General features: G+C 35.5%; 17 protein-coding genes and 1 tRNA gene. 13 read left to right on the forward strand and 5 right to left on the reverse strand.

Annotated elements, in window-relative coordinates; translation table 11 throughout:
• Position 1: 1 nt before the first annotated feature.
• From CIG1485E_RS02030 to CIG1485E_RS02085, 13 genes are all read left to right on the forward strand, one after another.
• The gene (locus tag CIG1485E_RS02030; protein ID WP_038453173.1) at positions 2–487 is read left to right on the forward strand and encodes an LPP20 family lipoprotein; all 486 of its coding nucleotides are present in this window, start codon (positions 2–4) and stop codon (positions 485–487) included.
• On the forward strand, positions 463–855 hold the full coding sequence (locus CIG1485E_RS02035; RefSeq protein WP_038453175.1) for a hypothetical protein: 393 nt from the start codon (positions 463–465) through the stop codon (positions 853–855). Before CIG1485E_RS02030 ends, CIG1485E_RS02035 begins: the two co-directional genes overlap by 25 nt.
• 3 nt (positions 856–858) lie before the next feature.
• On the forward strand, positions 859–2,001 hold the full coding sequence (locus CIG1485E_RS02040; RefSeq protein ID WP_038453177.1) for a sigma-54-dependent transcriptional regulator: 1,143 nt from the start codon (positions 859–861) through the stop codon (positions 1,999–2,001).
• Positions 2,002–2,127: 126 nt separating this feature from the next.
• A complete protein-coding gene (locus CIG1485E_RS02045) occupies positions 2,128–2,580 on the forward strand; it encodes a hypothetical protein (RefSeq protein WP_051870898.1) in 453 nt (150 codons plus the stop codon).
• Positions 2,581–2,636: 56 nt separating this feature from the next.
• Positions 2,637–3,134 (forward strand): hypothetical protein, encoded by a 498-nt coding sequence (locus tag CIG1485E_RS09165; RefSeq protein WP_051870899.1) that lies wholly within the window; start codon positions 2,637–2,639, stop codon positions 3,132–3,134.
• Between the two features lie 107 nt (positions 3,135–3,241).
• Positions 3,242–4,270 carry an aspartate-semialdehyde dehydrogenase gene (locus CIG1485E_RS02050; RefSeq protein ID WP_038453179.1) on the forward strand — a complete coding sequence of 343 codons (1,029 nt, stop codon included), beginning with the start codon at positions 3,242–3,244 and terminating at the stop codon, positions 4,268–4,270.
• Positions 4,271–4,346: 76 nt separating this feature from the next.
• On the forward strand, positions 4,347–4,856 hold the full coding sequence (locus CIG1485E_RS02055; protein WP_038453182.1) for a YqhA family protein: 510 nt from the start codon (positions 4,347–4,349) through the stop codon (positions 4,854–4,856).
• Between the two features lie 17 nt (positions 4,857–4,873).
• Positions 4,874–5,905, forward strand: a complete 1,032-nt coding sequence (gene hemE, locus CIG1485E_RS02060) for a uroporphyrinogen decarboxylase (protein WP_038453184.1) — start codon at positions 4,874–4,876, stop codon at positions 5,903–5,905.
• A complete protein-coding gene (locus CIG1485E_RS02065; RefSeq protein WP_038453186.1) occupies positions 5,902–6,828 on the forward strand; it encodes a radical SAM protein in 927 nt (308 codons plus the stop codon). Before hemE ends, CIG1485E_RS02065 begins: the two co-directional genes overlap by 4 nt.
• Before the next feature lie 60 nt (positions 6,829–6,888).
• A tRNA-Asn gene (locus CIG1485E_RS02070) sits at positions 6,889–6,963 on the forward strand.
• 116 nt (positions 6,964–7,079) lie between these two features.
• Positions 7,080–7,496, forward strand: a complete 417-nt coding sequence (locus tag CIG1485E_RS02075; RefSeq protein ID WP_038453188.1) for a hypothetical protein — start codon at positions 7,080–7,082, stop codon at positions 7,494–7,496.
• The gene (fliN, locus tag CIG1485E_RS02080; RefSeq protein ID WP_038453190.1) at positions 7,493–7,798 is read left to right on the forward strand and encodes a flagellar motor switch protein FliN; all 306 of its coding nucleotides are present in this window, start codon (positions 7,493–7,495) and stop codon (positions 7,796–7,798) included. Before CIG1485E_RS02075 ends, fliN begins: the two co-directional genes overlap by 4 nt.
• Complete coding sequence (locus CIG1485E_RS02085) at positions 7,795–8,643, forward strand: hypothetical protein (protein ID WP_038453193.1); 849 nt, start codon at positions 7,795–7,797, stop codon at positions 8,641–8,643. Before fliN ends, CIG1485E_RS02085 begins: the two co-directional genes overlap by 4 nt.
• 5 nt (positions 8,644–8,648) lie before the next feature.
• Here CIG1485E_RS02085 and CIG1485E_RS02090 read toward each other — a convergent pair whose 3' ends face one another.
• Genes CIG1485E_RS02090 through modA form a run of 5 tightly spaced genes read right to left on the reverse strand, consistent with a single transcriptional unit; the run spans position 8,649 to position 11,882 of the window.
• Entirely contained in the window at positions 8,649–9,212 is a 564-nt protein-coding gene (locus tag CIG1485E_RS02090; RefSeq protein WP_038453195.1) for a putative periplasmic lipoprotein, read from the reverse strand.
• Between the two features lie 23 nt (positions 9,213–9,235).
• On the reverse strand, positions 9,236–9,907 hold the full coding sequence (modB, locus tag CIG1485E_RS02095; protein ID WP_038453198.1) for a molybdate ABC transporter permease subunit: 672 nt from the start codon (positions 9,905–9,907) through the stop codon (positions 9,236–9,238).
• A complete protein-coding gene (locus tag CIG1485E_RS02100) occupies positions 9,908–10,756 on the reverse strand; it encodes an ATP-binding cassette domain-containing protein (RefSeq protein WP_038453200.1) in 849 nt (282 codons plus the stop codon). It lies immediately after the preceding gene.
• Entirely contained in the window at positions 10,753–11,142 is a 390-nt protein-coding gene (locus CIG1485E_RS02105) for a hypothetical protein (RefSeq protein ID WP_038453201.1), read from the reverse strand. Before CIG1485E_RS02105 ends, CIG1485E_RS02100 begins: the two co-directional genes overlap by 4 nt.
• On the reverse strand, positions 11,142–11,882 hold the full coding sequence (gene modA / locus CIG1485E_RS02110; RefSeq protein ID WP_038453203.1) for a molybdate ABC transporter substrate-binding protein: 741 nt from the start codon (positions 11,880–11,882) through the stop codon (positions 11,142–11,144). The genes CIG1485E_RS02105 and modA overlap by 1 nt, the downstream gene beginning before the upstream one ends.
• Between the last annotated feature and the right edge of the window lie 105 nt (positions 11,883–11,987).

Below are 11,987 nucleotides of genomic sequence, written 5' to 3' on the forward strand. Positions count from 1 at the left end.
AATGAAAAGTTTGGTTTTTTTGTTGGTTTTGTTAGGCGTTTTTGCAGGATGCAGTAGTAGCAGTGTTGTTTCTACTCCTAGCGAAGTAGTTGTCCAAAAAGTAGACAAAGACGACATCCGTGATGTTATCCAAAAAGAAAAAATGGTAGCTGGCCTAGACGCTCAGCCAGAAGCTACTTTCTCTGTCATTGGCGAGGGAATCCCTCCGCTTGATACAGTTAGCCCAGCTCAAGCAAAAGCTTTGGCAAAAAGAGCAGCTATGGCTGATGGCTATAGACAACTTGCAAGCAAACTCTATGGTATCCAAATCAGTGCAAAAGACACAGTCAAAGACGCAATGCTAAAAAGCACGGTTATAGAAGCTAGAGTTCATGGACTTATCAAAAATGCTTCTATCATTGATCAAGATTTCAAAGACGGTCTTTACCGTGTCGAGATGGAACTCAAACTAGATAAAGACAAGTGGCAAGAGCTTTTTGCTTATTAATACTACCTTTACTTTTATTTGGTGGTGAGGAATTTATCTTTTGGGCTAAATACTCATCATCAAACAATATCTTAAAATCTCAAATCGTAGCTATCTCAAACGCTATGGTTTTAAGCCAAAAAGACAAGGTCTTTTTGTGCGATTTAAACTCTACTAAATTTAAAAATGAAACCACATTGAACTACTTAAAAAGAAACGAAGATGAGCTGTTTAGCTGCTTTTCATCAAGCCAAATTTTGCTAAATGAAACTTCTAAATTTAGTCTAAAAAGTGCAGATGCAAACACTCATATCACTGTTGTACCACTGCGTTTTATAGTGGATTTTAAGCCCTCTGGTGCTAGAATAAGTAAAATCAAAAGTAGGTAAATTATGAATGTTGTAATAGTCGAAGATGATATAAATATGAGAAAATCCTTAGAGATAGCTCTTGGGGATTATGAAGAATTTAATGTAAAAAGCTACAAAAGCGCCACCGAAGCTCTTAAAAAAATCAGCGATGATACTGATATAATAGTCACAGATATAAATATGCCCGGAATGGACGGGCTGGAGTTTATAAACGCATTAAACGGCAAATTTGATGTCATCATCATGACTGGAAATGCCACGCTTAATAGGGCGATTGAGAGCGTTAGGCTTGGAGTAAAGGACTTTTTGACCAAGCCATTTGACATAGAAACTCTAGTAACTGCCATAAAACGAACCAAAATCCTAAGCCAAAAACAACCAGCAAAAAAAGAAAAACAAAGCAATGATGAAAGTAGCTTTATAGGAAGTTCGCCAAGCTTGCAAAAAGTCCTAGATATAGCACTCAAAGCGGCTAAAACAGATGTGAGCGTGATGATTATGGGGGAAAGTGGTGTTGGCAAAGAGCTTTTTGCAAATTTCATTCACAAAAACTCAAAACGAAAAGACAAGCCATTTATGGCGATCAATATGGCAGCAATCCCTGAAAATCTCCTTGAAAGTGAGCTTTATGGATATGAAAAAGGAGCTTTCACAGATGCTACTGCGACTAAAAAAGGGCTTTTTGAGCTAGCAGAGGGCGGGACGCTTTTTTTAGATGAGATCGGCGAAATGCCTATAAATTTGCAACCAAAACTGTTAAGAGCATTACAAGAGCGTGAAATCGTGCGAGTAGGTGCTAGTAAACCTATCAAAATCAATGTCCGCATCGTCTCAGCAACAAATGCAAATTTAGAGAACAAGATAAAAAATGGTGAATTTAGAGAAGATTTATTTTATAGATTAAACACGGTTCCACTTTTAGTCCCACCACTTCGCGAGCGAAAAGATGAGATACTAAGTATCGCCGAATTTGTGCTAAAAAAAGCTTGCGATGAGTATGAGCTAGAGCAAAAAAGTCTTAGCAAAGAGGCGATAAAAGAGCTTTTAAACTATGAATATCCAGGCAATATAAGAGAGCTTATAAGCATAGTAGAACGCGCTGTTATCTTAAGCGACAACGTAGAAATATCAAAAGACGATCTTTTTATTTATGCTAAAAAGTAACAAATTTATTATTGATAAATAATAAAAATATGATATAATATACAAAAACATATTTTAGGAGTATTTTATGAAAAAAATACTTTATATTATTGTAAATAAATTCGTTTGTGCGTGTTGGGCTGAGTGATGGTAATAGTCGCTACAAAAGGCTTTTACGCCAATTCCAGCGATACTGTTTTTAAAGCCCAAAGTGGAGATAACGCTCTTCGCTCAAATAATAATTACTCCCAAAGCTCTACCTTGCTTGAAAGTGGCAAAGTCAAGGTCGAGTTTTTCTCAAATAACTCAGAAATCTCACTAAATTTATCAAGTCAAGCATTTGATATGCTTAAATCTCGTTTTGACAAGACTGATTTTTTGACCTTGAAAAATGGTGCAATAGGGTTTAGTGGCAATGCAAATGCCTTTGTAGATGGCTGGTATAAAGATATAATGCAAAACCGCAATTTCGCAAATGCTGACGCAAACGGCGATGGAATTATAAGAAATGAAGAGTTTTCTCAGCTTAAAAATGGTGTAAAAGATGAGTTTGCACCCCATTCATTTCAGTATTTAAACTGCGCCGATATATTGTTTTAAGAGATATAAAAAGCACTATAGGATACCAAAATAGCGAAATTGGCAATGATTTAAGCTTGAGTGATATTTTAAGTCAAACTATCCAAAGTGATAAAAATTTTGATGGAAATTTAACTAGACTTGAGATAGCTGCAAATGGACAGAGCGACAGTATTGGGTATCAAAATTTAGCCACAAATACGGTAAAAGAAATCTTTAGCATTGATAAGGGACTCAAAATCATAGATGATCCAACTGGCAAAAAAATGGCGGCAATGGATGGCAAGACAGTAAAAGAGGTAAATAACTTCTTTTTTGGCTCATCTGACGATGACGAAGACTCAAAATCCAAAAATCAATCTGTAAATTTAGATAAAACAGACACCGAAATACAAAGACTTTTAAATCTCTATCCAGAGTTAAAATCCTACTACCAGGCAAATCCAAACATCAGTAAATCAGAGCTTTTAGCTATCAAGAATACTCAAGAAAAACTTCAAAACTACAAAGAAAATCAAACAGATTTCAACGATATTTTTACTAAATTTGCATTTTATACAAATTTACAAGCGTAATTCGCAAGCTTAAATTTAGTTTTTAAATATATCCAAAAAACATAAATTTAGCTATTTTAAGTAAAATTTTGATAAAATGTAACACTTAAATTTTGACAAGGTGGATTATGAGAAAGTATAATATCGCAGTTGTCGGTGCGACTGGCGCTGTTGGAGAGGAAATTTTTAGGGTTTTAGATGAGGTTGATTTCCCAGTGGGCGATATATTGCCACTAGCAAGTAGCAAAAGTGCAGGCAATACAATCGAGTTTAGGGGCAAAAATTATACTATTGTTGAGCTAACTGATAGCGTTTTTGAAGAACACGAAGTCGAGATAGCGTTTTTTAGCGCAGGCGGAAGTATTTCGGCGCATTTTGCTCCTTTAGCAGCAGCGAGTGGGGCAGTGGTTATCGACAATACAAGCCACTTTAGAATGGATCCAGATGTTCCTCTTGTAGTGCCTGAGTGCAATCCAGAAGATATAAAAGAGTGGACAAAAAAAGGCATAATCGCGAACCCAAACTGCTCAACTATCCAAATGGTGCAAGTTTTAAAACCGCTTGATGATACTTTTGGTATCAAAAGAGTAGATGTAAGCACATATCAAGCAACAAGTGGCGCTGGTAAAAAGGGCATGGAAGAGCTTGTTTTGCAAATGCAAAAGTTTTTTGAATTTAAGCTTGATGAGTGCGAACCAAAGGCATTCAAACACCAAATCGCTCTAAATGTCATCCCTCATATCGACGTATTTTTGGATAATGACTATACAAAAGAAGAGATGAAAATGGTAAATGAAACCCAAAAAATCCTTCACAAAAATATGGAAGTAAGTGCGACTTGCGTGCGTGTGCCAGTCCTTAGAAGCCACAGCGAGAGCATAACTATACAGTTTAAAAATGATGTAAATGTCGAACGCGCAAAAGACGTTTTAGCTCACGCTCCAAGCGTCGTAGTCCAAGATGATCCAGCAAATGACTTGTACCCTATGCCAATCCACGCTAGTGATACAAATGAAACTTACGTAGGACGTATCAGAAAAGATAATTATCAAGATAATATCTTACATCTTTGGTGCGTGGCTGATCAAATCAGAGTTGGCGCTGCTACAAATGCAGTTCGCATCGCACAAAAATGGTGTGAAATGCAAGAAGATTAGGCATATAGCCTAATCTTATAAAAATATTTAAATTTTTTATATAAAATACCATTTTTAATTTACTACAAGGGTTTTGATGTTGGAAAAGATTTTTGAAAAATTGCTTTGGAATTCTAGATTTATTACTATTTTGCCAGTGATTTTCGGGCTTGTTGGCTCATTTGTTATGTTTATCGTAGCGAGTTATGACATTATCAAAGTTTTGCTTTATGCGTGGCAATACCTTATTTTGGGCGATCATAGTATTGATTTGCATAGCGATGCAGTGGGACTTATCATTGGAGCGATTGATCTTTATCTTATGGCTCTTGTATTTTTTATATTTAGTTTTGGAATTTACGAGCTATTTATCAGCGAAATCGAAGAGATGAGAACCTCCAAACAAGCAAGAGTTTTAGAAGTCCATAGCCTAGATCAGCTAAAAGACAAAATCGGCAAGGTCATTGTAATGGTTTTGGTGGTAAATTTCTTTCAAAGAGTTCTTCACGCTAAATTCGCAACTCCGCTTGAGATGACATATTTAGCGCTTTCTATCTTGGCACTTTGTTTGGGTCTTTATTTTTTGCATAAAAGTGCAAATCACTAAATTTAAAAGGATAAAAAATGATATTTATAGATGCATGTTTTGGAAAACCAACACCATATACTCCAGTTTGGATGATGCGTCAAGCAGGGCGTTATTTGCCAGAATACATGGCAGTAAGAAAAGAAGCTGGGGATTTTTTATCTCTTTGTAAAGACTATAAAAAAGCTAGCGAAGTCACGCTTCAACCAGTTGATATTTTGGGTGTGGACGCTGCTATTATGTTTAGTGATATTTTAGTCGTGCCTCTTGAAATGGGAATGGAACTTAAATTTGTCAAAGGCGAAGGCCCTGTTTTTGATACTCCGATCAAATGCATGGACGACCTTGATAAGCTAAGCGTCGAAAAAGCAGTTAAAAATTTGGATTATGTTTATGATACTATAAAGCTAACAAGAGACAAGCTGGCTGCAGATAAAGCACTGATAGGCTTTTGCGGTGCTCCATGGACGATAGCTACATATATGATAGAAGGCGGCGGTACAAAGACTTATAACGTAAGTAAAAAAATGGTATATGACAATCCACAACTTCTTCATGCCATACTTCGCAAAGTCACAAATTCGCTTAAACTTTATCTTGAAGAGCAGATAAAAGCTGGAGTAAATGCAGTTCAAATTTTTGATAGTTGGGCGAGCGCTTTGGAGCAAAGTGCTTATTTTGAGTTTGGATTTAGCTATATAAATGAGCTAGTTGATTATATAAAAGACAAATATCCACATATCGCCGTTATCGTTTTCCCTAAAGGAATCAGCGGATTTTTAGGCGAAGTGGATGGCAAATTTGACGTATTTGGCGTGGATTGGAGCACTCCGTTAATGAGTGCTAAAGAAATCCTTGGCAAAAAATATGTCTTGCAAGGTAATATGGAGCCTACAAGATTATACAACAAAGATGCGATAGATGAGGGCGTGGATGAGATTTTAAGCATTATGCGTGGCAAAAGACATATATTCAACCTTGGTCATGGAATACTTCCAGATGTGCCAGTAGAAAATGCAAAATATTTCATCAAATCAGTTCAAGAAAAATCTGCAAAATACTGCAAATGAGTTACCCTAAAAAATCATACAAATATATCTTTGGTCCAGTGAGCAGCCGCCGTTTTGGCAGCTCACTTGGGATCGATCTAAGCCCTGATAAAAAGTGTTGCAATTTTGATTGCCTTTATTGTGAGTTAGCCAAAGCAAAAGTGGTAAATGCTATAGAAAATCCTCCACTTCTAAGCGATATTATTTCAGAGCTAAAACTTGCTTTGAGTGAGTTTAAAAATATAGATGTCATAACCTTAACTGCAAATGGCGAGCCAAGTTTGTATCCCAGCTTAAAAGAGTTGGTTAGTGAGGTAAATTGCCTTAAAACTACCCAAAAAACGCTTATTCTAAGCAACGGCACATCTGTTTTGGACGCAGATAAATTTGAAGCTATGCTTGGGCTTGATATAGTCAAACTTAGTCTTGATAGCGCAGTCCAAAAGACATTTAGGCGAATTGATCGCAGCCTTGAAAATATAAAGATAGAAAATTTAGTAGAAAAAATGGCTGAGTTTAGAGCTAAATTCAGAGGCTTACTTGTCATGGAAGTTTTGGTCGTAAAAGGCTTTAATGATACTTTAGAAGAGTTTGAAGCTTTAAATTTAGCCTTTGAGATCATTAAACCAGATCGCATAGATATAAGTAGCATTGATCGTCCGCCAGCCCACGAGGCAAGTGGCATAGATGATGAAATACTTGAAAGCCTAGCCAAATTTATAACAGCTTCCCCGGTAGTCGTAGCTAGAAAAAAAGCATTAAATGCTAAGCTTGAGTTTAGTCTTGATGAACTTAGAAAACTCCTAAAACTGCGTCCGCAAAGTAAATTTGATGTGGAGCATAACTTCGCTCAAAGCTCAAAAGACGCTTTAGAGACACTGCTTCAAAACAAAGAAGCGAGCAGGGTAAATTTAGCTGGAGTTGAATTTTATAAAATTATTTAAATTTGCTAGAAGTTTGCTTGACAATTAATCAAATTTCTAGTATAATTTCAATTATTTTATTCCGGATTAGCTCAGCGGTAGAGTAGTCGGCTGTTAACCGATTGGTCGCTGGTTCGAATCCAGCATCCGGAGCCACTTTATACAATCCACAAAATCCCAAAAATAAAATAATTTGCCATTTGCATATTATTTATGATATTTTTTTAAATAAAAATTTAGTATAATATCAAAAAAGCTTTAAGGAGCGAGTTATGATGAGTGCTGTGTGCTATTCTACAAAGCATTTTTGTACTGATATTTTAGGTTTTGAGCTAGAAGACGGAAGCAAACTTGGCAAAGATGTTTATGGTGCTAGTATTCCGGTTTTTAAAAACAAAGAAGAATACCATTTTTATCTATATTTTAAGACAGATACGCTTAAATATTTTGCAAAAGTTTTATTAAACAATGACATAAAACAAGTTGATTTAGATGATTTATGCAAAGAAGTTGCAAACCAAATCATAGGCTATGCTAAAAATTTACTAAATGACAGAGGTGATGGAGATTATAAGCTTGGAACGCCTGAATTTTTAGGTAAAGTAGATGTATTTCCAGTCAAACTTGAAGAGTCAAAACTCTTTAAAATGAAAAATAGAACATTTGAGATAGGCTATAAAAAAGCATGACAGAAGAAGAGCTAAGCCCAAACGGTCTTTTTCACGGATATGATGAGCTACTTGATATTAGCGTGGATTTTATCAGTGAGCTTGGGACGACTTCAGTTAGTGTCAAAGAGCTTTTAAAGCTTGAAGTTGGCTCAGTCATCGACCTCGAAAAACCAGCCGGTGAGAGCGTCGAACTATATGTGAATAATAGAATTTTTGGCAAAGGCGAGGTCATGGTATATGAAAAAAACCTAGCTATTCGTATAAATGAGATCTTAGATTCAAAATCTGTCATACAATACTTCAAAAAAGAGTTAATATGAAATTTTTGCTACTAATCCTTACTGCTATTCCAATTTTTGCTTCAAATCTGCTGACTTATAATATCTATGAAAGAGGCGATAGAGTAGATATTATGCTTAGCTTTGACTCGCCTTATGAGGGTAGTATCAAGCAACAACAATCAAAAGATATGATAAATTTGATACTTAGCGATCTTGGCATAGAACAAGAGATAAACAAAAGCATAAACTCACCAATAATACAAAATTTATACATAGCTCAAAATGATAAATCAAGCACAAAAGTAGAGCTTAAATTCGTAGATCCTATTAGCATAACTGCTTCAAAAACATCAGATAAATTTGGACTTAGAATTCGTGTCATTAAACTAAAAGCTATGCCAAACACAGCTCCAGTTATCCCGGCAAATATCCAAACAAGAGATCAGACAAATGCCGCAGACATCGATACAAAATATATGATGGTTATAGGTATACTTTTTATCTTAGTTGTCGTGCTTTTGGTTGTTAAAAAAATGACTTTAAAATATAAAAATAAACTGAATGAGCCTTTTTCTATAAAAGAAACTCCAAGCAAAGCTAAAGCGCCGTCTTGGGAATTTAAAAAAGGTGGCGGAAATATAGAGATTATGTACGAAAAAGAGCTTGATGGTGCAAATAAAGTCGCATTGCTCAGTTATGAAAATAGAAAATATCTAGTTTTGTTTGGCAGCTCAAACGTATTGCTTGATAAATTTGGCGAAGATAAAATCTCAAATGAAGATGATTTTGAGGTATTTTTTGAAGAAAATAGACAAAAACTTGGAAAATATCTAGAAGATAGAAAAAACTCTCTAAATAGCTACAAAGATATGATGAGCGTTTGATCTCATCAGTATTCTTTTAGTATTTCTACTATCTTTTTGGCTATTGCTTCGTTGAAATTTAAAAGCGTTTTTTCTTCGCTAAAATCGATCTGAGATTTTTCGCTTTGCAAGTTTAAATTTGTTGTATAGTTTTGAGCGTCTTTTATCTGTATAAGCAAAGCTATTTGGGCGTCGTAATAATACTCTTTGTTGTAAAAATCATCATCAAACGGATCTCTATACCCAAACCCAGCCGATCTACCTCTAAAACTTCTACCAAACCCAAATCCCATATCCATATACATTCTTGGTTTTGTTGATGAGCTTTTTCTAAAGTAGTTTGTGCGACCTTTGATTATTATATTTGCTAGCTCTTGGCTTGAAATTTGATAACCGTGTTTGCTAAGCTCAAATTTAACTATTTGGGTTAGATTACCTTCATTTTCGTTGAAATTTACAAATACATTTTTGCCTGGAAGCTTTTGAGTGATAAATATCGGCGAACTAGTAGATATATAGACGTTTTGAGCAGAGCTTGCACAGCCGCTAAACAAGATAAGCATAATGACCAAAAACAAAACTTTTTTCATTTAAAGCCTTTAATTTTTGGCAATTATACTATGTTTTTTGAAATTTTGTGGTTAATAAAATAGACTAAAAATAAAACAGTAAAGCTAATAGCAAGCATAATTGCTGAATAAATATGCGCTAAATGATAATCCAAAAGCTCAACCGCGTTATATATGGCTATACTGGCGACTTTTGTCTCTCCGCCGACACTTCCTCCTATCATCAAAACTACGCCAAACTCTCCAAGAGTATGAGCAAAACTCACAATAGACGCAGTTAGTAAAGATGGCTTGATATTTGGCAATGCCACAAAAAGCATGGTTTTAAATCTACTTTTTCCAAGCGAATAGCTAGCCTCGACTAGTGAGCTTGGCATAGTTTTAAATCCAGCAAGAAGAGGTTGAAACATAAAAGGAAGTGAATAAATACAGCTTGCTATGACAAGTCCAGTGAAGTTAAAAACAAGTCTAATCCCAAAATACTCCTCCACAAAAGCACCTAAAAATGAGTAAGGAGAGAGCATAATAAGCATATAAAAGCCAAGAACTGATGGTGGTAAGACAAGTGGCAAAGATATAATAGCCTCAACTACTGGTTTTAGCTTGAAGCTGGTTCTTGCAATAGCGTAACTAAGTGGCAAGCATATACAAAATAAAATTCCAGTTGATATCAAAGCTAGTTTAAAAGAGAGTAAAAATGGCGTCCAATCTAGCATTTATATCCTTTTAATATTGATTTTAAAGGCTTTAGCGCTTAGAAGAACTTCGCAGCCAACTTCTAGATTTGTAGCTTCAGCGTGGCTTAGTGCGATTTCGCTGATTTGGTTTGCAACCTCGACTATCGCCACGTATAGGGCATCTCTTTTTTGGATTTCTAAAATCTTAGCATGAAAGCTAAATTTTTGTGAGCCTGAATGCTTTAAAAATATTTGCGACGGTGTGCCTTGATTTATGATTTTGCCATCATTTAGCTCATATACGACTTTGGCTAGCTTATAGATTTCACTGACATCGTGACTGACTAAAATAGTAGTCATGCCAAAGCTTTCATGGATTTTGATGAGATAGTCTTGAAGCTTGGCTCTGATCTCGTTATCGAGCGCTGAAAGTGGCTCATCAAGCAGCAAAATATCTGGCCTTCTCATAAGTGCTCTTGCTAGTGCCACGCGCTGCTTTTGACCGCCACTTAGTTTTGCGACGCTAGAATGCTCGTGCTCTTCAAGCTCCACAAGGCTCAAAAGCTCACTAGCTAGCTTTTTATCATTGTTTGCAAAAAGCAAATTTTTCATCACGTTCATATTTGGAAACAAAGCGTAATCTTGAAAAAGATAGCCTATATTTCTATTTTGTGGGGCTAAAAATTTATAATCATCAAAAAAAGTGATATTCGCATTTTTGATATAGCCACTATCGGCTTTCAAAAATCCAGCAAGTATGCGTAAAAGCGTGGTTTTGCCACTTCCGCTTTTGCCATGAAATGCGACGAAATCGCCTTTTTTGATGTTTAAGTGCGCGTCTAGCGTGAAGCTTGGGCTAAGAGTTTTTTTGCAAGAAATTTCAATCATAAAAACTCACTTATATAAAGAGATGTTTCGCCTAAAAGTGCGTAGGCTTCATCATTTGGATTAAATTTGTCAGCTAAATTCGATGAAAGTGTGATGTCAAATTTGATACTATTTATTTCAAGGGTTAAATTTGACACAATAGAGCCACGAATGATGCTAAAAATTTTGACTTTAAAAATATTTCTTGTGCCTAAATTTGAGTTTAAATTTAACTCACTTAAAAGCAAAATATCACTACTTTTAAAATCAAGCAAGGCACCCCCGCCAGCTTTTATATCTTCGCTTATCTCAAGTCCTAACATAAAAACATCGCCTAAATCCGAAGAAAAGGCGATTTGTGTAATGCCATCAATAGTTAAAATATCTTTGATAATGGCTTTAAGCATTAAAAGTCATATCCATATTTTTGGAATATTGCCTTGCCTTTTTCGCCTAAGATAAAGTCATAGAATTTCTTAGCAAGCTCGTTTTTCTCGCCATTTTTTAAAATAACGATACCTTGATCGATAGAAGTGTAAAGTTTGCTATCAAGTAAGACGAAGTCTTTGCCTTCTTTGTATTCGCTCATTTTTGGACTATACATTGAGCTAGCAGCGATAAATCCAACATCTCCAGCTTTTAGAGTTTGGCTTAGAGCCTCACCGATACTTCCAGCCTCGATGATTTTGTCTTTTATAGCGTCATAGATACCAGCGTTTTTGAATGCTTCTATGCTTGCAGTTCCATAAGGAGCTGTTTTTGGGTTTGCGATGATGATTGTTTTTACTTTCGGATCTTTTAATACCTCTAAGCCCTTGCTTAGATCAAATCCACGTACGCTTAGCATAGCAACTTTACCTTTTGCATATATGGCTGCTTCATTCATAGCAAAACCATCTTTATAAAGACCATTTGCAAAATCCATATTCGCAGCCATGAATACTTCAAAAGGTGCGCCGTTTTTGACTTGTGCGACTAGCTTTCCACTTGAGCCAAGACTTACGTTTAAATTTGCATCTGGGTTAAGTTTTTTGAACTCAGCTTTGATATCATCAAATGCGTAAGTTACGTTCGCAGCTGCTGCGATGTTTAGATCAGCACAAAATCCAGCCACTGCTAAAACAGCAGCTAAAAAGAACTTTTTCATATAAACTCCTATATTGAAAATTTAGATTTTGAATTATACCATAAAATATTGATTTTATTGATATAAATTATTTATTTATATTTAAATCTTGTAAGGTAAATGGGT

Source organism: Campylobacter iguaniorum (genome assembly GCF_000736415.1).
Classification (GTDB): Bacteria; Campylobacterota; Campylobacteria; order Campylobacterales; family Campylobacteraceae; genus Campylobacter; species Campylobacter iguaniorum.